This window comes from Variovorax sp. GW821-FHT09D05 (assembly GCF_059416325.1).
Genome location: NZ_JBWKOZ010000007.1, coordinates 340991 through 361794, shown reverse-complemented (window position 1 = coordinate 361794; position 20804 = coordinate 340991). Strand labels below are relative to the sequence as shown.

Here is a 20804-nt window from a genome sequence, read left to right as displayed (position 1 = left end):
CACCGGCCCCGTTTGTTCCCGGCGGGCCTTGAGAGGGCGGTGCGGTGCTCATCGCGGGGCTGCGAGCCGGTCGGTCAGTTCCCGTTCCTCCGGCATGCGCAGGCCGAGTCCGCGTGCCACGGTGGCGTTGACGCGCACGGTGGCGGGCGTTGCCGCTTCCACCAGCGGCGCATTGCTGTTGCTGCTGCCCGTGCCCGCGCTCGCCACTTTCTGGCCGAGCAGCCGGGCCTGCTGCGCGAGTTGCGATGGCGTCGAGACCGCCGCGGCCAGGCCGCCCGAGCGCACCAGCCCTTCGCTTGCGCCGAACACCGGCAGGCCCGCGCTCGCACCGGCGCGCAGCACAGAGAGCGTGGCCGCCTGGCTGTCGCCGATCAGGTCGGGCAGCACCATCAGCGCATCGCTCAGCGGCACCACCTGGCGCAGGGCGTTGGCGAGCGACTTGGCGTCGGGCGCGTATTCCACGCGCAGGTCCCAGGGCGGGTTCGCGCCTTGCGCCGCGCGCTGCAGTTCGCGCACCAGCGGCTCCGACTCGGGCGTGGCGACCACGCCGATGCGGTGCTTCTGCGGCAGCACGGCGGTGATCAGCGCGAGCTGGTCGGCCATGGCCGGATCGCGCAGCAGCACGCCCACGCGCCGGTCGCCGCGCCGCAGGGCAGGGCTGCTGGCCTTCAGGGTTTCGTATTCGAGCCGGCTCAGCATCGCCAGCACCAGCGGCTCCTGGCCCGGCCGCTCGACGGCGGCGCGCGCGGCGGCGGGGCCTACGGCCATGGTGAGCGGCGCGTCGGAAGCGGTGCGCAGGCTGCGCGTGCGCACGCCGGCGTTCGCGGCGCGCTCGGTGTCCGTTGCCTCCGCGGGCGGTTGCGGATCGGCGCCGCCGGGAGTGAGCCGCACCAGCTCGAACTTGCCGCCGGGTTCCTGGTCCGCGCGCAGCTGCTGCACGAACTCGGAAGACGCCGCGGCATCGTCGCCCATCAGCACCGTGAGGCTGGCGGCCGAGGCCGGGGCAGCGAACAAGACAGACGAGACAGCAGCACCGGCCCACACGAAGCCCACGGCCAGCACGGCGCGGCGCAACCTTCCGCAGAAGGGCGAGAGAAAGGAATTCACGGCAACAAACATGGACTGCTTCCGCAGCGAGGGGCGATAGTCCAATGTAAGGACGGACCCGGCTTGGCGCGATAAGGCGGAGGGCTTATGTCCGTGTCGGCGAGGGCCTGCTCGTGTGACGGATGTCACGCGGTGGCAGCCGCACGGCCTATGTCCGATGGACTACCTACGCACCTACCGCGAGGGCTGCGACGGCCCTTTGCGTCTGGATGGCCTGGCGCAGCACGCGCGGCGACACCGGCTTGTAGAGCACCGTGATGCCGGCGCTCGCCACTTCGCGCAGGCGGTCGGGCTTGGTCTCGCCGGTGACGAGCAGGCGCGCGGTGCCGGCGCCGATGCCGCGCGGATGGCGCTCCAGCGCGGCGATCACGTCGAGCCCGTTGTCGCCGCCTTGCAGCAGCAGGTCGCTGATGACCACGTCGGGCGGCTGCTCCCAGGTGTCGGCCAGCGCCAGCGCCTCGGCGCGGGTCTGCGCGGGCAGCACCTCGGCGCCCCAGTTGGAGAGCACCACCGTCAGGCCTTCGAGGATGGTGCGCTCGTCGTCGATCACGAGGATGCGCACGTTGGCCAGGCTTTCTTCTTCCTCGATGGCGGCAACGGCCTGCGACCCCGCCGCCGGCGGCAGTGCGGCCGGGGCCGAGCGCACCAGCACCCGCACGCAGGTGCCCTTGTGCAGCTTCGAGCTCAGCTCTACGCGCGTGTTGAGCAGCTCGGCCAGGCGCTGCACCGTGGCCAGGCCCAGCCCCATGCCGCGCGCGCCGCGCGCCGCCTGGCGGCCGGTGGGCTCCACCTGGTAGAACTCCTCGAACACCCGCGCCTGGTGCTGCGCGGCAATGCCCACGCCGGTGTCGACCACGTCGATGCGCACGCCCCTGCCGCGCCGCCGCGCACCGATCAGCACGCCGCCCTCGATGGTGTGGCGCAGCGAGTTCGACACCAGGTTGTTCAGGATGCGCGACAGCATCACGTAGTCGCAGCGCACCCACATGTCGGTCTTGCGCACCACCAGCCGCAGGCTCTGCTGCTCGGCCACCGGGCGGAAGTTGCGGCTGATTTCATCGAACAGCCGGTCGAGCGGAAAGTCGATCCACTGCGGCTGCAGCACGCCCGCGTCGAGCTGCGACAGGTTCAGCAGCTCCGAGAACAAGCGGTCGAGCGAATCGACGCACTCGCGGATGTGGCCGATGCGCTGCAGCTTCACCGGGTCGTGCTCGCCGTTGGCCAGCCCGTCGGAGAAAAGCGTGAGCGCATGCAGCGGCTGGCGCAGGTCGTGGCTGGCGGCGGCCAGCAGGCGGGTCTTGGCCTGGCTGGCCACTTCGAGCTGCTGGTTCTTGCGGGCCAGCTCGGCCGTGGCCTCGTTGATGCGGCTTTGCAGCAGCCGGTGGCTTTCCGCGAGCGCGCGCGCGGCCTGGTTGAAGCCGTGCTGCAGGTGGCGCACTTCGGAGGTGCCCTCGATGGCCACGCTTGCGTCCTCGCCCGCGCCGAGCCGGTCGACCGCCTTGCCGAGCGCGCGGATCGGCTCGCTGATGCGCCGCGCCGCCCACCAGCCTGCCAGGCTCACGCCGAAGAGGCTGATCGCCAGCACCAGTCCCACGTTGAACCAGACCGAGCGCCGCGCGCTTTCCACCGCGGCCAGGCTCATCTCGACCATCACCTGGCCGTTGTGGCGGCCGTCGTCGCCCACGATGGGCACCACCACCTGCAGGCCGTCGGCGCGGGCGCGGTCGACGGTTTCGGAGTTGGCGACGATCTCGCCGTCTTCCGTCCAGATCTGCACCTGCTGCACGTTGGGCTGGTAGGTGCCCGACTGGGCGGTGCGCGCCAGCGCGCGGCGGTCCATGCGCGCCAATGGCGCCTGCGCCACCGTGGCCACCTGCAGGGCCACCGTTTGCGCATTGGCGCGCATCAGCTCCGTGAGGTTGCCCAGGTGTTGCCGCGTCAGCACGGTGATGGCCGCCACGGTGGCCAGCGCCGCCGGCACCAGCGCCAGCAGGATCAGCTGCTGGGCAAAGGTCAGGCGGGCCAGGCCGCGCAGGACGCGGAAGTTCCAGTTCATGGGGGCATCGGACGCATGGGCGCCGAGCTTAGGAGGCCGGTCCGGAACCGGGAAGACAGGAAAAACATCACAAAAATTGCTTGCAATTGATATTTAATGGCGTCCGCGCTGCCCATGTTAGACCCGCCGATGCGCAACGGCCCTATCTCTTTAGGACCACAAATGCAGGCTTCCATGCGCCGATTCGTCGATTTCTCCGGTGTCCTACGAGCGGCGGCACTGGCCTTGCTCATGGGCTTTCCGCTGTGGGCCGCGGCCCAGGCCGCCCCTGCGCCGGACGGGCCGATCCGCTTCGGCATCCTGCCGCTCGGAGGCGCCTTCGAGTCGCGCAGCGACTGGGACCCGCTGCTGGCCGAGCTGAGCCGCGCCATCAACCGCCCGGTGAGCGTGCTGTCGGTCAACTCGTACGAGGCGCTGGAGCATGCTATCCAGCGCGACGAGGTCGACATGGCCTTCCTGTCCGGAAAGATGGCGCTCGACGCCGTGACCCAGCGCCGCATGAAGGTGGTGGCGCAGGTGGTGCGGCACGACGGCCTGCCCGGCTACCGCGCGCTGCTGCTGTCGCGCAAGGCGCCGCCCTTCAACTCGCTGAAGAACATGCTCGACCAGCCCGAGCGCTGGCGGCTGGCGCGCGGCGAGAAGCAGTCGGTGTCGGGCTTCATCGTGCCCCAGCTGCAGCTCTTCCTGCCGAACCACATCGCGATGGAGACGCGCTTTCGCAGCGAGATCGTGGGCACCCACCAGGCCAACGCGCTGGCCGTGGCCAACAGCGAGGCCGACGTGGCCACCAACAACACGGCCGACTTCGAGCGCTTCAAGCTGCGCTTTCCGGCCGAGACCGAGCGGCTGCAGGTGCTGTGGGAGTCGGACCTGATCCCGCACGCGCAGATCGTGGTGCGCCGCGAATACACGCCCGAGCTGCGCAAGCGCGTGCAGGCCTTCCTGACCGGCTACGGCCGCGCCAAGGGGCCGCGCGGCGATGCCGAGCGCGTGGTGCTCAAGTCGCTGCACGACCTGGCCGGCTTCGTGGCCGCCGACAACAGCTCGCTGCAGCCTGCGGCCAAGCTGGCCTACCAGCTCGCCAAACAGAACGCCATGACCGCACAATGGGTGAACGACGCCGCGCGCGAAGCCCGCCTGCAGCGCATCGAGAGCGGCTATGCAGAACAGGTCGGCGTGCTCAAGGACGTGACGCCGTGACGATGAAAGCCTGGCGCGTGGCTGCCGTGCTGGTGCTGGCCTTCGCGGCCATGCTGGCCGCGCCGCTGCCGGCCATGGCGCAGGGCGCCGCCGCATCATCCGAAAAGACAGCAGATAAGGCCGCGCCGGTGCCGATCAGGATGATCCGCTTCGGCGTGCTGCCGCTGGGCGGCACCGTCGAGTCGCGCGCTCTGTGGACCCCGCTCATGGCCGACATGAGCCGCAGCCTCGGCATTCCGGTGAGCGCCTATTCGGTGCCCACCTACGAAGAGCTCGACCGCGCCATCGGCCGCGACGAGATCGACATGGCTTTCCTCTCGGCCAAGATGGCGCTCGACGCCGTGATGCAGCGGCGCATGAAGGTGGTGGCGCAGATCGCGCGGCACCCCAGCGTGCCCGAGCACCGCGCCGTGCTGCTGGTGCGCAAGGCGGGGCCGCTCAACACCCTGGAAGCCGTGCTGGCCCAGCCGGAGAAATGGCGGCTCGCGCGCGGCGACAGCCGTTCGGTCACCGGCTTCATCGTGCCGCAGAGCCAGCTCTTCCTGCCGAACAACATCGAGATGGAGACACGCTTTCGCAGCGAATTCGTCGGCACCCACCAGGCCACCGCACTGGCCGTGGCCAACGGCGACGCCGACGTGGCAACCAACAACACCACCGACCTGGAGCGCTTTCGCCAGCAGTTCCCGGTGGAGGCCGAGCGGCTGCAGGTGGTCTGGCAATCGGAGCCGCCGCCCGGCGCGCCGATGGTGGTGCGGCGCGACTTCCCGCCCGAGTTCCAGGCGCGGCTGCAGAACTTCCTGACCGGCTACGGCAAGGGCAAGGGGCCGCGCGCGGACGCCGAGCGCGAAGTGCTCAAGACCCTGCGCGCGGCCTACGGCTACGTTGCGGCCGACGACAGCGCGCTGCTGCCGGAGGCGCGGCTGGAGCACCAGTTGGGCAAGCAGCGCGCCATGGCCGCCTCGTGGGTCAATGACGCGGCGCGCGAACAGCGGCTGCAGCGCATCGAGAAGACATACGCGGAGCAGGTCGAGATCCTGCGCGCGGCTTCGGCGCGCTGAACGCCCGCTTCGACTCTCAACCTAGTCCCTTCGCCGTAGCTCCAAATCCCCCCGCCTAGGCCATTAGCTAGGCCTTAAGGCGGATTTGCCTCCCGTCCCCCGCGCCGGAAACTTCGTGTTTCTTTCAGGCACCCTTGCCGTTGACGGAGTGCGGATGAGTTGGCGAACAAAAGTGGTCTGGAGCGAGGGGATGCTGTTGCAGCCTCAGCACCTGCAGCAGAGCGAGCGTCATGCCGATCATGCGAGGCATGTGCTCCTGCGTTCGACCACCCCCTACGCCTGGGGCTTTGCCGAGCTGGAGATCGACCCGGCCGCGCTCACGCTGGGCAAGCTGGCGCTGGTGCGGGCGGTCGGCGTCTTCGGCGACGGCACGGTCTTCGACATGCCGGCGGTCGACCCGCTGCCCGAGCCCATCGACATTCCTTCTTCCATGCGCGACGAAGCCGTGGTGCTCGCGCTGCCGCTGCGCCGCGCCGGTGCGCGCGAGGCCGACGCCGAGGAATATGAAGAGCTGGTGCGCCACCGCGTGCTCGAATCCGAAGTGCCTGATTCGAACACCGCCGGCGAGCGCACGGCGATGCTGCAGCTGGGCCAGCTCCACACGCGCCTGATGCGCGCCGGCGAAGCCACCGACGCCTGGACCACCATCGGCGTTGCCCGCGTGGTCGAGCGCCGCGTCGACAACCAGGTGCAGCTCGACCGCGCCATGCTGCCGCCGCTGCTGGACGTGGCCGGCCATGCCGTCATCCGTGCCTGGCTCGACGAACTGCTGGGCCTGCTGCGCCAGCGCGGCGAAGCGCTGGCGGGCCGCATGACGCAGGGCGGCACCGGCGGCGTGGCCGAGATCGCAGACTTCATGCTGCTGCAGGCCGTGAACCGCAACGAGGCAATCTTTGCGCACCTGGCAAAGAGCGCGATGCTGCACCCGCAGCATTTCTTCGAGCACGCGCTGGGGCTGGCCGGCGACCTTTCGAGCTTTCGCGATTCGCGCCGCGTCGCGCGCTTCGGCCCCTACATCCACGACGACCTTGCACTGAGCTTCCGCCCGGTGATGGACGACCTGCGCCGCAGCCTCTCGATGGTGTTCGAGCAATCGGCCATCCGCATCGAACTGCACGACCGCAAGCACGGCGTGCGCGTGGCGATGGTGACGGACGTGGAACTGCAGCGCAAGGCGACCTTCGTGCTCGCGGTGAATGCGAACATGCCCAGCGAAGCGCTGCGCGCGCGCTTCCCCACGCAAGTGAAGATCGGCCCGGTCGAGCGCATTCGCGACCTCGTCAACCTCGCGCTGCCGGGGGTCACGCTCACGCCGATGCCGGTCGCGCCGCGGCAGATTCCCTTCCACACCGGCGCCAACTACTTCGAACTCGAAACGCGCAATAGCGACCTGTGGCGCCAGCTCGAGCAATCCGGCGGCATCGCGATGCACATCGCCGGAGATTTCCCGGGCCTCGACCTCGCGTTCTGGGCCATTCGTTCCTAGCCACACCGGGCTGACGGAAACGGAACACCATCATGAGCACACCTCCCGACCCCTTCGCCGCCTTCGAGTCGGAACGCACGGTCATCAAGCCCAAGCCGCGCACGCCCGGCGGCACGCCGCCTGCGCCGGCACCGGCGCCTTTCTTCGGCGGTGCCGATCCCACGCCGGCCGCCGACGTCGGCGAGCTCGGCCTGCTCAACCCGCTGGTGTCCGCCGCCGGCAAGCTGCTGGTGTTGATCGGCAAGCTGCGCAACCTTGCGCAGCCGCCCAATGTGCCGGCGCTGCGCGCTTCCACCGCCGACGCCGTCAACCAGTTCGATGCCAATGCGCGCCGCGCCGGCGTCAGCAATGAATCTGTGCTCGCCGCGCGCTACGTGCTGTGCACCGCGCTCGACGAAGCCGTGGCCAACACGCCGTGGGGCGTGCAGGCCGGCTGGAACAAGCAGAGCCTGCTGGTGCAGTTCCACAACGAAACCTGGGGCGGCGAAAAAGTCTTCCAGCTGCTTGCCAAGCTCGCGCAGGACGTGCCCACGCACCGCCAGCTTCTGGAGCTGATCTACAGCGTGCTCGCGCTCGGCTTCGAAGGTCGCTACCGCGTGGTCGACAACGGCCGCGCGCAACTCGACTCGGTGCGCCAGCGCCTCGCGGACCTGATCGCGAAGGACCGCCCGGCCGTCGAGCCCGAGCTTTCTCCGCACTGGCGCGGGCAGGGCGCGGGCACGGTGCGGCTGCGCGAGTCGCTGCCGCTGTGGGTGTTCGCGGCCGGCTTTGCGCTGTTGCTGGCTCTGGCGTGGTTCGGCCTGCGGCTCACGCTCAACTACCGCTCCGACACCACCTACGCCGCGGTGTCGAGTCTGCGCGCGCCCAACATCCAGATCGCGCCGCCCGCCCTGCCGGCGAAGACGCCGCGCCTCGCACGCTTTCTCGAACCCGAGATCAAGCAGGGCCTGGTCACGGTGACCGACGAGTCCGACCGCAGCGTGGTGCGCCTGCGCGGCGATTCCTTCTTCGGCTCCGGCAGCGCCGAGCCGATGGCGCAGTCACTGCCCGTGCTGCGCCGCATCGGCCAGGCGCTGGCCGAGGTGAAGGGCGAGGTGCTGATCACCGGCCACTCCGACAACCAGCCGATCCGCTCGCTGCGCTATCCCTCCAACTGGCACCTCTCGGCCGCGCGGGCCGATGCGGTGAAGGGCGCGCTGACGACGCTGGTCGACCCGGCGCGCATGCGCTCCGACGGCAAGGCAGACGCCGAGCCCGTGGCCGCCAACGACACGCCCGCCAATCGCGCGAAGAACCGCCGCGTCGACATCGTGCTGCTGACCGAACCCGACCGGCTCGCTGCTGCCACACCGGCTGCTCCCGTACCAGGAGCGACGAAATGATCAAGAAAATCTTCGGCTTCCTGTTCAGCCCGCTGCTGCTGACACTGCTCGCGCTGATCGTCGTCGCGCTGCTGATCTGGTGGATCGGCCCGCTGGTGAAAATCGGCTCGCTCGCGCCGCTCGAAAGCGAAATGACGCGCGCCATCGTCATCGGCGTCATCGTGCTCATCGTGGTGCTGCGCGCGCTGTACCGTCGCTGGCGCGCGCGCCGTGCGAGCCAGCATTTGACCGACGGCCTCATGAAGGCGCCGGCCGCGAAGACCGATGCGCCGGTCAACGGCGAGCAGAAGATCCTCGACACGCGCTTCAGCGAAGCCGTTGCCACGCTCAAGCAGATGCGCCTGCACGCCGCCGGCAAGAAGCCCGGCTTGCGCGACTGGATGTCGATCTCGGGCGGCAGCTACCTGTACGACCTGCCGTGGTACGTCTTCATCGGCGCGCCGGGCGCGGGCAAGACCACGGCGCTGGTCAACTCGGGCCTGAGCTTTCCGCTGGCCGAGAAGTTCGGCCCCGGCGCCATTCGCGGCGTGGGCGGCACGCGCAACTGCGACTGGTGGTTCACCGACGAGGCCGTGCTCATCGACACCGCCGGGCGCTACACCACGCAGGACAGCCACCAGTCGGAAGACAAGAGCGCATGGGAAGGCTTCCTGGGCCTGCTGAAGAAGGCGCGCCCGCGTCGTCCGCTGAACGGCGTGTTCCTCACCGTCAGCGTGGCCGACCTGCTGAGCCAGGGCCCCGAGGCGCGCACCCAGCTTGCGGCCTCGATCCGCGCACGCCTGCTCGAACTCGACGGCAAGCTCACCACGCGCCTGCCGGTGTACGTGCTCGTCACCAAGAGCGACCTGCTCTACGGCTTTACCGACTACTTCGACGACCTCGGCAAGGAACAGCGCGCGCAGGTCTTCGGCTTCACGCTGCCGGCCAACGAGAACGTGCAGCTGGAAGAGAAAGGCCTTTCCACGGCCTTCAACCGCGAGTTCGCGCTGCTGCACAACCGCGTGAACGACGGCCTCATCGCGCGCATGCAGCGCGAGACCGACGGCACGCGCCGCGCGGCCATCTTCGGTTTTCCGGCGCAGTTCGGCTCCATCGGCTCGCTGCTGTCCGACCTGCTGGAGCAGGTGTTCACCGGTTCGCGCTTTGCGCAGCCGCCGTGGGTGCGCGGCGTGTACTTCACCAGCGGCACGCAGGAAGGCAGCCCGATCGACCGCGTGATGGGCAGCCTTGCGCGCAGCTTCGGCATCGAGCGCGCCATGCTCGCGCCGCAGAAGTCGAGCGGGCGCAGCTACTTCCTCACCTCGCTGCTGCGCGAAGTGGTGTTCCCCGAGCAGCGCCTCGCCGGCGCCGACGTGAAGCTGGAGCGCCGCCGCCACACGCTGCGCGTGATCGGCGTGACGGCGATGACGCTGGTCACCGTGAGCCTGCTCGCGGCCTGGGGCTACAGCACGCTGCAGAACATGAACTACCTGAAGTCGGTCGAGGCCCGCGTCGAGCCCGCCAGGCAGAACCTCGCGGCGCTGCCCGCGCGCGTGCAGAACCTGGTCGAGGTCGCGCCCGTGCTGCAGAGCCTGCGCGACATCTGGAAGACGCCCGACAACCACCAGGGCGACGAGCCGCTGTCGATGACGCTGGGCCTCTACCAGGGCGACAAGCTCGACGCCGCTGCCATGCTCACGCACCAGCGCGCGCTCAACGACGCCTTCCTGCCGCAGATCGCCAAGCGCATCGAAGACCAGCTGCGCACCGCGCAGAAGGACAACCTCGAGTACACGTACGAGGCACTCAAGAGCTACCTGATGCTCTACCAGCCCGAGCACTTCGATGCCGAGGCGCTCAAGGCCTGGATCACGCTCGACTGGGCCCGCAACCTCGACCGAGGCATTCCCGAAGACCAGCGCAAGGCGCTCGAAGACCAGCTCGACGTGCTCATCGCCCAAGGCCCGCCGCGCTCGCCGCTCAAGATGGACGAGAACCTGGTGCGCAGCGTGCGCGCCGTGCTCGCGAGCTACCCGCTGGAGCAGCGCGTGTTCAGCCGCTTGAAGCGCCAGCGCGCCACCAAGGACATTCCAGCCTTCAGCGTGGCCACCGCCACCGGCCCCTCGGGCCCGCTGGTGTTCGAGCGCATCAGCGGCAAGCCGCTGACCGATGGCGTGCCGGGCATGTTCACCTACGACGGCTATCACAAGCGCTTCCAGAACGAAGTGACCGTGCTCACCGGCCTGCTCGCCAACGAAGACCCGTGGGTGCTGGGGCAAGACCGCAACGCCGCCGACCGCCTGCGCGACGTGGCCGCGCTCGGCGCGCTGACCGATCGTGTGCGCCGCCTGTACCTGGAGGAATACGTCAAGCAGTGGGAAGCACTGCTCGCCGACGTGCGCCTGATCCGCGCCACCGGGCTGGAGAAGAACATCGAGACCGCGCGCATTCTTTCGGGCGTCGATTCCCCGCTCGCGAACTTCCTGCGCGCGGTGGTCAAGCAGACCACGCTGATCCCGGCGGCCGACGCCAACAAGGACGTCGTCAGCAAGGCGACTGAAACAGTGCGCAACACGCGCAAGGGCCTGGAAGACCTGTTCGGCAGCGACCCCGGCCGGCAGGTGGCCCCGGGCAAGCGCATCGAGAGCATCGTCGACGACCGCTTCGAATCGCTGCGCCGCCTCGTCACCGCCGGCGGACCCAACCAACCCGCGCCCATCGACGATGCGCTGAAGCTCTTCAACGAGGTCTACGTGTACCTCAACGCCGTCGACACGGCCGTGAAGGGCCGCACCTCGCCACCGCCCGGCGACGTGGCCGGCAAGCTCAAGTCAGATGCGGGCCGCCTGCCAGAGCCGGTGCGCTCGATGGTCGAGAACCTCAGCCAGTCGGGCGCCGCGCAGGCACAGACGGCCGAGCGCGGCAACCTGAGCCAGGACCTGCGCCCCGTGGCCGAGTTCTGCGCGCGCGCCATCGCGGGCCGCTACCCCTTCGTGAGCACCAGCAAGCGCGACGTGCTGCCGGAAGACTTCGGCCAGATGTTCGGCCCCGGTGGCCTGATGGACGACTTCTTCCAGAAGCGCCTGGCCGCGCTGGTCGACACCAGCACCAAGCCGTGGCGCTACAAGCCCGTGGCCGAACGCGGCGCCATCACCACGCAGGCGCTCGCGCAGTTCGAGCGGGCCGCGCGCATCAAGGACATCTTCTTCCGCGGCGGCGGCCGTGGGCCGTCGATGCGGCTGGACTTCAAGCCGGTGGAGATGGATGCGGGCATCACCCAGTTCATCCTCGACGTCGACGGCCAGCTCGTGAAGTACGCGCACGGGCCTGTGGTGCCGATGGCCGTGCAGTGGCCGGGGCCGAAGGGCAGCAACCAGGTGCGTATCCAGGTCAGCCCGCCTTCGACCACTGGCAGCTCGGGTGCCGCTGTGGATGGGCCGTGGGCGCTGTTCCGTGCGCTCGACGACGGGCAGCTCGAGGCCGGCGATGCGCCTGAGAAGTTCTTCATCACCTTCCAGATCGGTGCACGCAAGACGCGCTTCGAGGTGACGACGAACAGCGTGCAGCATCCGATCCGGTTGCGTGAGCTGCGGGAGTTTTCTTGTCCGGAGGGGCTGTGAACGAGGCGGCTTCTTCACCTTCACCTCTCTTTGCCTCGACTGCCTTGCCGGGGTGGTTCGGCAAGTTGCCGGGCATGGGGGACTTTGCGCATCGGCGGCTGCCGGAGGCGTTTCGTGCCGTGTGGGATCAGTGGCTGCAGCGGGGCATGGCCCGGCTGCGGGATCGGCATGCGGATTGGACTGAGCGATACCTCGAAGCGCCTATCTGGTGCTTTGCGCTGGGGCGGCAGGTGGCGGGGGAGCAGGCGTGGATCGGGGTGCTGATGCCTTCTGTCGATGGGGTGGGGCGGTACTTTCCGTTTGCTCTGGCTATGGAGCTCGATCGGTCCGTTTCCGGGCAACTGCAGGGGGAGGCGCTGGCTATGGCGTTGCAGTGGTGGGCTCATGCTACGCAGGCTGCGTTGGAAGGGCTTGATGGGGATCTGGATGCGCTGCGGTTTGATGCGGTGTTGCATCGGCTGTTTGTTGATGGCGCTTCTGCTGACGGACGTGAGAGTAGTGTCGATTCGCTGGAATTGCCGCTGGCGGGGGCGTCGCTTTGGCTGAGTGATCCTGCTGCTGAGCATGGGGTTCGGATGCTCTGTACTGGGTTGCCTCGGGATGAGCAGTTTGAAGCCCTGTTCTTTGGGTTTGCGGAGGAGGGGTGATGAAGGCCTCTCTTTGTTTTGTCTTCCGAGGCCGGGTCTCGCCCCGGCGGGCGACTTACTTTCTTTTGCTTCGCCAAAAGAAAGTAAGCAAAGAAAAGGCGACCCTGCTGTCTGCGTCCCTCCGCTTCGCTGCGGGCAACCTGCGGTGCTCGACTACGGAGGGGGTCCGCAGAACTCGCTTCGCTCAAACAGCTGCGGCCCTGATCCCTCCTACGTCTGCGCTCCTCGGCGCAACCAGAAGGGATTGGGGAACCGGGCGGGCCATTGCTGCGCTCGGCCCCCAACGCGACTGCAGGCGCTGCGCGCCTGCAGTCGCACCGTGCCGAGCGAAGCGATGGCCCGTGTTGTCTCCACCTCCCCTCTGGCTGCGCCGAGGAGCGGAGCGTTTCGCGGATCAGGGCCGCAGCTGTTTGAGCGAAGCGAGTTCTGCGGACCCCGCGAAACGCGAGCACCGCAGGTTGCCCCGTAGCGCAGCGAAGGGGTCGCAGACAGTGGGGTCGCCTTTCTTTTGCCTACGTTTCTTTGGCGAAGCAAAGAAAAGTAGGTCGGCCGCCGGGCCGAGACCCGGCCTCAGGAAGCAAACACTCAACAAAGGAGCCAGTCAATGACCGACTCCAACGACGACCGCACCCGCGTAGTCCCCAAGCCAGGTCAGCCGACAACAACAACCGGCGACACGGCCGCGACCGTAATCACCGCAGGCGCTACCCCAGTCACCAGCCCCGCCACGGGAAGCACAGACGCCGGCCTGCTCCCGGTAGGCAGCCGCCTGGCCGAATTCGAAGTCACAAGAGTCATAGGCCAAGGCGGCTTCGGCGTCGTCTACGAGGCGTGGGACCACACGCTGGAACGCGTAGTAGCAATCAAGGAATACCTCCCCACGTCACTGTCGACAAGACAGAACGACGGCACAGTAGTCCCCCTGTCCGAACGCCACAGAGAAACCTTCGACCTGGGCATGCGCAGCTTCATCAACGAAGCCCGCCTGCTCGCCCAGTTCGACCACCCGTCGCTCCTGAAGGTCTACCGCTTCTGGCAAGAAAAAGGCACCACCTACATGGTCATGCCTTTCTACAGAGGCGACACGCTGAGAGAAGCATTGGTAGCCATCCCCGCAGGCGTAGACGAGTCATGGCTCATCCGCATCATGGACGGCGTCACGCAGGCGCTCGCGGTGATGCACAACGCCAACTGCTACCACCGCGACATCGCCCCCGACAACATCATCCTGCTCGAAGGCTCGGGCCGCCCGGTGGTGCTCGACTTCGGCGCCGCGCGCCGTGTGATCACCGACAAGACCCAGGCGATCACCGTCATCCTCAAGCCAGGCTACGCCCCCATCGAGCAGTACGCCGAGATGCCCGACATGTCGCAGGGCGCGTGGACCGATGTGTATGCGCTCGCGGCCGTGATGCATGTGGCGGTGTGCGGCCGCGCGCCCCCGCCTTCGGTGGCGCGGCTGCTGTCCGACAGCTATGTGCCGCTTGCGGGCAACGAGATCCTGCGGCAGCGCTACAGCCTGCGGCTGCTGGAGGCGATCGATGCGGGCCTCGGCGTGCGGCCCGAGCAGCGGCCGCAGTCGATGGCCGAGCTGCGCGCCGCGCTCGATCTCGAAGTGGGGCACAGCATCGCGCCGACGCCGCGCACGCAGCCGCCTTCGGGTGCGCGCAGCGGCAACAGCAGCAACGCCGACGCTGCGACAGTCATCGCGAGCGGAAAGAGCAAGGCAGGTGGCAAGGCACCGGTGCCCGCGCCCGCTCCCACCGGCGGCGGGGGCAAGAGCAACAAGACCGTTGCCGCACTCGTATCGGTCGCCGTGCTCGCAGCCGCGGCCGGTGGCGGCTGGTGGTGGTTCCAGGGCCGCACCGGCGGCAACACGAACGCCGATGACAAGAAGGTCGTCACCACCACGCCGGCCCCGCCACCCGACACAAAGATCGCAGAGGCTCCTCCAGCACCGCCGCCACCACCACCGCCCCCTCCGGCCCCGCGCACGCCCGCCGAATCGCTGCAATCTCTCGCAACCGGCGCCGCGCCCGGCTTCGAGGTGACGGCCACGCCGAAGAAGGCCGAAGTCGCCATCGGCAAGGACCGCCTTGCCTTCGAGGTGCGCAGCAAGCGCGAAGGTTTTGTCTACGTGTTCCTGCTGTCCAGCGGCGGCGAGATGTTCCTGCTGTTCCCGAACCTGCTCGACAAGTACAACAAGATCACCGCGGGCGGTTCGCTTTCTCTGCCGCGCGCCTCGTGGCCGATGGACGCGGGCGGCCCGGCCGGCACCGACCAGTTCGCGGTGCTCGTGAGCGAGCACGAGCGCGACTTCAGTGCCGCCGGCGTGCAGAACGACGGCGTGTTCCCGGTGTTCCCGCTGCCGGTGCTGGCCGCGCTCGAAGCCACGCGCGGTACCGGCCCCTCGCCGTTGCTGGGCAAACCCGTGTGCGCACCCGGCGCCCCGTGCAACGACGTCTATGGCGTCGGGAATTTCAAAATCGTCGAGAAGTAATCGTCTGTAGAGCGTTGGCCCTTCGGGTCGCCACTTTCCGGACAAGGAGACTTTCATGATCACCTCGCAAGCACTGCAGCAGCAACGACAACAGCAGCTGCAACAGCGCCTCAACTACGTGCTCCAGTGGGCCGCTACTGCAGCCGTTGTTGCCGTCATCGCCTCGCTGACGGGCTGCACCGCGCCGCCACCGGCCACCACGGGCACCGGCGCGGCCACGACCGACACCGCCGGCACGAGCAGCAGCGCCTCGCGCCCACCGCCGACCGGCGCCAGCGTGGCCGGCCAGGCGCGCACCTTCTCGACCCAGCTCGCCACCTACACCTCGGTGGGCTTCGACTCGGTGCCGGGCTGGTCGCGCGACGACTTCTCCGAAAGCTGGCCCGCCTTTCTCGGCAGCTGCAAGGTGCTGACCGGGCGCGGCGCCGAATGGAAAGAGGTGTGCGACCGCGCGCTCAAGGTCGACGGCAAGAACAACAACGCCATCCGGGGCTTCTTCGAGGGCGAGTTCTCGGCCTACCAGATTCGCGACGACGATCGCAAGCCCGACGGCGTGGTTACCGGCTACTTCGAGCCCGAGATCGCGGGCGCCCGCCAGTACGGCGCGCCTTTCATCTACCCCGTGTACGGCCAGCCCGACGACATGCTGTTCGCCGATGCGCGCAAGCTGCCCGCCGGCAACGGCACGGTGGCGGCCCGCGTGGAAGGGCGCAACGTGGTGGTGCAGACCGGCCTCAGCACGCGCGACATGGGCGCGCCGGGCCTCTTTGTGCTCGACCTCTCGGCCATCTCGCGCGACACGCTCGACCGCAAGGTGCGCCTGCGGGTCGAGGGCAAGCAGCTGCTGCCGTACTACACGCGCGAAGAAATCGAGACCAAGGGCGCGCCCAACGCCAAGGTGCTGGCCTTCGTGAGCAGCGCCACCGCGCTGTACGAAATGCAGATCCAGGGCTCGGGGCGCATCAAGCTGGCCAACGGCGACATCGTGCGCGTCGCCTACGCCGAGCAGAACGGCCAGCCCTTCCGCCCGACGCTGGCGCAGGCTGCCAACGGCAAGCCGCGCAGCCCGGTGAAGGTGCGCGGCTCGTCCATCGAGCTGCAGCTGGACGACGGCGATGACGACGATGTCGGCGCGGTCGACAGCGGCACCATCCGCACGCGCGGCTTCACGCTCGCGCGGCCCGTTGCCAGCGGCCCGGTCGTGGTGCCGGGGCGGCGCGCGGCCGGCGCGGTGTCGGGCTCGGGCATCAAGGACCCGAGCTATGTGTTCTTCAAGGAATCGACCTCGCCCGTGGGCGGTCCGGTGGGCGCCTTCGGCGTGCCGCTGTCGGCGGGGCGCTCGATTGCGGTCGATCCGCGCAGCACGCCGCTGGGCTACCCGGTGTTCGTGTCGACGCGCACGCCCGGCAGCGGCGCGCCGATGCAGCGCCTGACGATCGCGCAGGACACCGGCGGCGCCATCCGCGGCGCGGTGCGGGCCGACTACTTCTTCGGCAACGGCCAGCAGGCCGCGACCAATGCGCGCCGTATGAAGGAGCGCGGCCAGCTGTGGATCTTGCTGCCGCGCGGCCTGGCCGTGGCGCAGGCCGCGGTGTCGTCGGCCATCCGCACGCGCGGCGGGCCGGTGGGCGCGAACCTGCCGCAGTGCCTGGTGCCTTCGGAGGGCAGCTGCGTCGACGACTGATCGATCGGGCGCCTTGACTCCTCATGCAGGAAACCCTTTCGTCCGCGGAAAGTTCTGAACTCGTCCGCCTCTGGCGGCGCAGGCAGACGCTGTCCCCGAACGACATGGGCGCCATGTACCGCATCGTGGGCGATGCGCTGGTGGCCTGCAATCCGCCCGAGCTGCAGGTGCTGGGCGAGGGCCGGCAGGAGCTGGTGGCGCAGTTCATCTACGTGAAGGTGCTGCGGCTCGATGCCGACCCGGACGAGGCCGACGAGCGCGCCAGCCACAGCGCGCCTTCCACCGCCTTTGCCCTGTGCGCATACTTCCGCCGCTACCTCATCGACTGCACGCGCGCCAGTTCCTTCCGCCGCAAGCTCTCCATCGGCGACCAGATCACAGAGGCGCAGCTCGAAGACGAGATCGGCGCGGGCGAAGACCTCGACGGCTGCCTGGCCGAGCATGGCCTGAGCGCGCAGGCCGTGCAAGTGGCCGCGCGCGCCTTCATCGCCGAACTGCCCGAGCCCGAGCGCCTGCTGCTGTGCGAGGGCTTCGGCAAGGAGGCCGAGGGCGGGCTGTCGGGCATCGCCTCGCGCCACGCCATTGCTTCCTATCACTACCGCGCGGGCCGGCTCGGCCTCGTGCACAAGCGCGAGGGGTTGACCGCGGACTACGCCAAAACCCGGATCGGCGGCTGGCTCCAGCAGACGCTGGGCATCGCCATCGAGCCCGACAACATGGCCGCGATCCTGCAGGTTTTCAAAATCCTCGGTGCTGAAGCGTCTTATGCCTGAAGACATAGCCATTCAGGAACAGACGCCATGACCCACGACCTCTGGCCCCCGCTCAGCGTGATCCGCCACGCGTTGGAAACCGGCGCGGCCGTGCCCGACGATGCGCCGGACAGCGCACCCGGCACGGCCACAGTGGCCATGCCGGGCACGTCCCCTCCAACGGGCGCCGCACCGGCCCCGGCGGCTGCCGCATCCGACCTGCTGCTGCCTCTTGTCGAATTGGCCCGGCGCCGCGAGGCTGTCGCCCAGCGCGCCTTTCCGGCCCGCTGGGCGCCGGGCCGCCTTGTCAGCGTGGTGCACGAAGGGCGGCTGCTTGGCGTGCTGCTCGACCGCTGCATCCAGGGCGATCTCTGGCAGGGCTGGATGGCCGCCGGCGAGGCCGACTGGGCATCTGCCTTCGACGTGCTGCTGGAGCCTGACGACGAGCCCTTCGAGCCGATGTTCGGCGTGATCCAGGCCTGGAACGTGCTCACGCTGGCACCTGCTCCGCAGCTTTGCGCGCGCGTGCTCGGCGAGGTTTCGGCCACGCGGCTCGCCGCGATCCGCGCGGTGCACGACGAGTGGGCTGCGCACGCATCGCTCGCCATTGCGCCGGAGCCGGGGCGCATCGCGTTGCGCGGCGTGGGCGGCGTGTTCTCGGTGCTGTCGGGTACGCCGCTCGGGCCTCAGGACCCGCGTGCCGATTACCAGGAGCTGTACCGCGACGTGGGCTTGCAGCTGGGGAAGGCGCTGACGCGGCCGCAGGGCGACGAGGCTTCTTCTTCTCCCGCTCCATCGCCTGCACGGCCGCAGCCCAGGCCCGAAGGCGGCTGGTGGGGCAGCATCCGCCGCTGGTTCGGCGCGGAAGGCTGGACGCGCCCGGCCTTCGCGGTGCTGGCGCTGTTCGTGGTGATCCAGAACGTCGGGCTGCTCGGCGGCCGCGGTGCTCCCGAGGAAGACGAGGTGCGCTTCCGCGACGTGCCAGCCGCACCCGCGCCGGCGCGCGCCGACCTGGTGGTGCGCTGGAAAGCCGGCGTGCGCATGGACGAGGCCGACCGGCTCCTGCAATCGATATCGGCCGACGTGGTGGGCGGGCCGGGCGATCCGGGTGGCAATGGCGTATGGCGGCTGCGGGTGCCGGAGCCGGTGGATGCGCTGGCAGTGCTCGCGGCTTCGCCGCTGATCGAGTCAGCCGGGCCGGCTGGGGAGCAGCGGCCATGACACGCGCCGCGGCCTTCGGGCATGCCGCCCGTCTGCACCTTCACCTGCGGCCCAAGGGGACGGGCGTCACGCAATTGCGCTTTCTCCAGCTGCTGCTCGTGCTGTGGCTGCTCGCCTGCTGCACCCTGGCCTTCGCCACCCAGCGCGCCTTGCTCGTCGGCGTCTCCGAACTCGTCAACCAGCCGCAGGCGCTGTGGCTGCAGGCGCCTCGCAACGACGTGATGCTGATGCGCGACGCGCTGCTCAGGCAGGGCTTCGCGGCGCCCGACATCGCAGTGCTCGCCGACGGCGTGAGCGGCGCCGCGCTGCCAGAATCGCAAGCCATCCACGACGCGCTGGCCAGGCTGCTCGCGCAGTCGAAGAGCGGCGACTTCGTGCTGCTGTATTTCTCCGGCCACGGCACCCGCCTGCGCGACATCGCCAAGCGCTACCAGGAGCCCGATGGGCTGTCGGAGAACTTTCTCGCGCGCGACGTGCGCGGCACACTCGGGAGCGACAACGTGCTCACGGGTGACCTGCGCGACGTCGACTTCGACGCGTGGATCCAGTCCTTCCTCGCGAAGAACGTGTTCGTCGCCTCGGTGTTCGACACCTGCTCGGCCAACTCCATGACGCGCGGCACGGCCGATGCACCCGCCACAGCCGAAGGCCCGCCCGATGACGAAGTGCGCTGGCGCGGCCTGCGCGTGACGCAATTGACCGGCGGGGCACCACCCGCGCGACCGCAGACGCCACCCGTGCCGGCCGAAGCCGTGCCTCGCGCCCGCTACGTCGCCTTCTTCGCGTCCGAAAGCCACCAGATCACGCCCGAGCTGCGCCTGCCCCGCAAGGCGCGCAATGCCCGGCCGCAGGGCCTGCTGACCTGGGCCGTGGTCGAAGCGCTGTCGCGCAAGCCCGCCACCTGGCGCGACCTGTTCGACGGCGTGCTCGCGCAGTACCCGCCGGTCATCGAAGAGCTCGCGCAGCGCTTTCCCACGCGCGAGCTGCCGTCTCCGGTGGCCGAAGGCAACCTCGATGCGCCGCTGTTCGCCAACAGCGGCGCGCCCGCATCCACGCGCCCCGTATGGCGCGCGCAACGCAGCGGCGACAGCCTGGCCATCAAGGCCGGGTTGCTCGACGGCCTCGCGCAGCAGCAGGAGCTGCGCGTGCTCGCCACGCTCGAAGACGGCGCCGTGCGCAGCGCACCGGCCACCGTGTCGCAGATCAAGCTCGGCGGCGCGTGGCTGGCCGTGCCTACGGCGCTGAAGGATGTGTCGGGCGCTGCGTTCTGGAGCGTCACGCCCATGAGCGAACCGGCCGCCACCGCCTTGCGCGTGCGCGCCGACAAGCCGCTGCCCGCCGGCCTCAGCCTCGACTACCCGGCTGCGATCCGCCCGGCCGACGATGCGGCCACCGCCGACGTGCGCTGGACCGACCTCGGCCCCTCGGGCCAGCGCCTCGAGCTGCTCTCGCCGCTGTTCGGCGCCACTGTCTCCACCGTGGTGCTGCCCGACACTGCCGCGCTGCGCCGCCGCCTGCAGGCACTGGCGCAGCTCAAGTGGCTCGCGCAGCTGCAGGCCTACGGCAAGGACGGCCAACTCGACGGCTTCGATGCCGCGCTCGAAGTGTGGAGCGCTGACCGCATGCTGCGCAGCACGCCCATCGTTCAAGTTCAGGCCCAAGCGGCGAACGCGCTGCCCTCGCTGCGCGCCGGCGAGCGCCTGCGCCTGAACGTGCGCAACACCAGCGGCCGTTCGCTCGACCTCGTCATCGCCGGCATCGACGCGCGCGGCAACCTGCAGTCGGTCTACCCCGACGAGCTCGTCGGCGAAACCAACCGCTTCAAGCGCGGCACGCCCGATCAGCCCTCGGTCAAGCGCTTCGACCTGCCGTGGCTCGATGCTGCCGGCGACGCGCGACTGCTGGTCATGGCAGTGCCCGCCACGCCCTACAGCGCGCCGCGCCTGTTCGGCGTGGCCTATGCGCAGGCCGATGTGTCGGAAGTGCGCGTGCGCGGCGGCCAGCCGCCGGCGGAGAGCGGCGAGCGGCAGGTGTTCGCGGCCCTGCTGCGCAGGAGCGGCGGCGCAGCGGACGGCGGAGCCCGGCCATGACGGCGCGGCCCGAGATCAC

At 69.4% G+C, this 20804-nt stretch carries 13 protein-coding genes; 11 read left to right on the top strand and 2 right to left on the bottom strand.

Annotated elements, in window-relative coordinates:
- Positions 1-48: 48 nt before the first annotated feature.
- A complete protein-coding gene (locus tag AC07O3_RS20940; RefSeq protein WP_489014659.1) occupies positions 49-1107 on the bottom strand; it encodes an ABC transporter substrate binding protein in 1059 nt (352 codons plus the stop codon).
- A gap of 166 nt (positions 1108-1273) precedes the next feature.
- On the bottom strand, positions 1274-3163 hold the full coding sequence (locus tag AC07O3_RS20935; protein WP_093077061.1) for an ATP-binding response regulator: 1890 nt from the start codon (positions 3161-3163) through the stop codon (positions 1274-1276).
- Positions 3164-3325: 162 nt separating this feature from the next.
- Between AC07O3_RS20935 and phnD (AC07O3_RS20930) the strand changes: the two genes are divergently transcribed.
- The 11 genes from phnD (AC07O3_RS20930) to AC07O3_RS20880 all read left to right on the top strand — a co-directional run bounded on the left by phnD (AC07O3_RS20930) (position 3326) and on the right by AC07O3_RS20880 (position 20785).
- On the top strand, positions 3326-4363 hold the full coding sequence (phnD, locus tag AC07O3_RS20930; RefSeq protein ID WP_307615290.1) for a phosphate/phosphite/phosphonate ABC transporter substrate-binding protein: 1038 nt from the start codon (positions 3326-3328) through the stop codon (positions 4361-4363).
- Positions 4364-4365: 2 nt separating this feature from the next.
- Positions 4366-5424, top strand: coding sequence for a phosphate/phosphite/phosphonate ABC transporter substrate-binding protein (gene phnD / locus AC07O3_RS20925; protein ID WP_495340300.1), 1059 nt, complete (start codon positions 4366-4368; stop codon positions 5422-5424).
- A gap of 154 nt (positions 5425-5578) precedes the next feature.
- Entirely contained in the window at positions 5579-6910 is a 1332-nt protein-coding gene (gene tssK / locus AC07O3_RS20920; RefSeq protein ID WP_093077066.1) for a type VI secretion system baseplate subunit TssK, read from the top strand.
- Between the two features lie 32 nt (positions 6911-6942).
- Positions 6943-8292: a DotU family type VI secretion system protein gene (locus AC07O3_RS20915; protein WP_495340249.1), complete on the top strand. Its 1350-nt coding sequence runs from the start codon at positions 6943-6945 to the stop codon at positions 8290-8292.
- Positions 8289-11891: a type VI secretion system membrane subunit TssM gene (gene tssM, locus AC07O3_RS20910; protein WP_495340248.1), complete on the top strand. Its 3603-nt coding sequence runs from the start codon at positions 8289-8291 to the stop codon at positions 11889-11891. The genes AC07O3_RS20915 and tssM overlap by 4 nt, the downstream gene beginning before the upstream one ends.
- A complete protein-coding gene (gene tagF, locus AC07O3_RS20905; protein ID WP_093054223.1) occupies positions 11888-12538 on the top strand; it encodes a type VI secretion system-associated protein TagF in 651 nt (216 codons plus the stop codon). Before tssM ends, tagF begins: the two co-directional genes overlap by 4 nt.
- A gap of 604 nt (positions 12539-13142) precedes the next feature.
- The gene (locus AC07O3_RS20900) at positions 13143-15038 is read left to right on the top strand and encodes a protein kinase domain-containing protein (RefSeq protein WP_495340247.1); all 1896 of its coding nucleotides are present in this window, start codon (positions 13143-13145) and stop codon (positions 15036-15038) included.
- A 55-nt stretch (positions 15039-15093) separates the two neighbouring features.
- The gene (mltA, locus tag AC07O3_RS20895; RefSeq protein WP_495340246.1) at positions 15094-16722 is read left to right on the top strand and encodes a murein transglycosylase A; all 1629 of its coding nucleotides are present in this window, start codon (positions 15094-15096) and stop codon (positions 16720-16722) included.
- Positions 16723-16835: 113 nt separating this feature from the next.
- The gene (locus AC07O3_RS20890) at positions 16836-17495 is read left to right on the top strand and encodes a hypothetical protein (protein WP_435462422.1); all 660 of its coding nucleotides are present in this window, start codon (positions 16836-16838) and stop codon (positions 17493-17495) included.
- 27 nt (positions 17496-17522) lie between these two features.
- Positions 17523-18695 carry a hypothetical protein gene (locus AC07O3_RS20885; RefSeq protein WP_495340245.1) on the top strand — a complete coding sequence of 391 codons (1173 nt, stop codon included), beginning with the start codon at positions 17523-17525 and terminating at the stop codon, positions 18693-18695.
- Positions 18692-20785 carry a caspase family protein gene (locus AC07O3_RS20880; RefSeq protein ID WP_495340244.1) on the top strand — a complete coding sequence of 698 codons (2094 nt, stop codon included), beginning with the start codon at positions 18692-18694 and terminating at the stop codon, positions 20783-20785. The genes AC07O3_RS20885 and AC07O3_RS20880 overlap by 4 nt, the downstream gene beginning before the upstream one ends.
- Positions 20786-20804: the final 19 nt, after the last annotated feature.

Bases quoted from the DNA above. Each gene is read 5' to 3' on its own strand.
- AC07O3_RS20935 (WP_093077061.1), bottom strand. From the start codon at position 3,163: ATGAACTGGAACTTCCGCGTCCTGCGCGGCCTGGCCCGCCTGACCTTT.
- phnD (WP_307615290.1), top strand. From the start codon at position 3,326: ATGCAGGCTTCCATGCGCCGATTCGTCGATTTCTCCGGTGTCCTACGA.
- phnD (WP_495340300.1), top strand. From the start codon at position 4,366: ATGAAAGCCTGGCGCGTGGCTGCCGTGCTGGTGCTGGCCTTCGCGGCC.
- tssK (WP_093077066.1), top strand. From the start codon at position 5,579: ATGAGTTGGCGAACAAAAGTGGTCTGGAGCGAGGGGATGCTGTTGCAG.
- AC07O3_RS20915 (WP_495340249.1), top strand. From the start codon at position 6,943: ATGAGCACACCTCCCGACCCCTTCGCCGCCTTCGAGTCGGAACGCACG.
- tssM (WP_495340248.1), top strand. From the start codon at position 8,289: ATGATCAAGAAAATCTTCGGCTTCCTGTTCAGCCCGCTGCTGCTGACA.
- AC07O3_RS20900 (WP_495340247.1), top strand. From the start codon at position 13,143: ATGACCGACTCCAACGACGACCGCACCCGCGTAGTCCCCAAGCCAGGT.
- mltA (WP_495340246.1), top strand. From the start codon at position 15,094: ATGATCACCTCGCAAGCACTGCAGCAGCAACGACAACAGCAGCTGCAA.
- AC07O3_RS20890 (WP_435462422.1), top strand. From the start codon at position 16,836: ATGTACCGCATCGTGGGCGATGCGCTGGTGGCCTGCAATCCGCCCGAG.
- AC07O3_RS20885 (WP_495340245.1), top strand. From the start codon at position 17,523: ATGACCCACGACCTCTGGCCCCCGCTCAGCGTGATCCGCCACGCGTTG.
- AC07O3_RS20880 (WP_495340244.1), top strand. From the start codon at position 18,692: ATGACACGCGCCGCGGCCTTCGGGCATGCCGCCCGTCTGCACCTTCAC.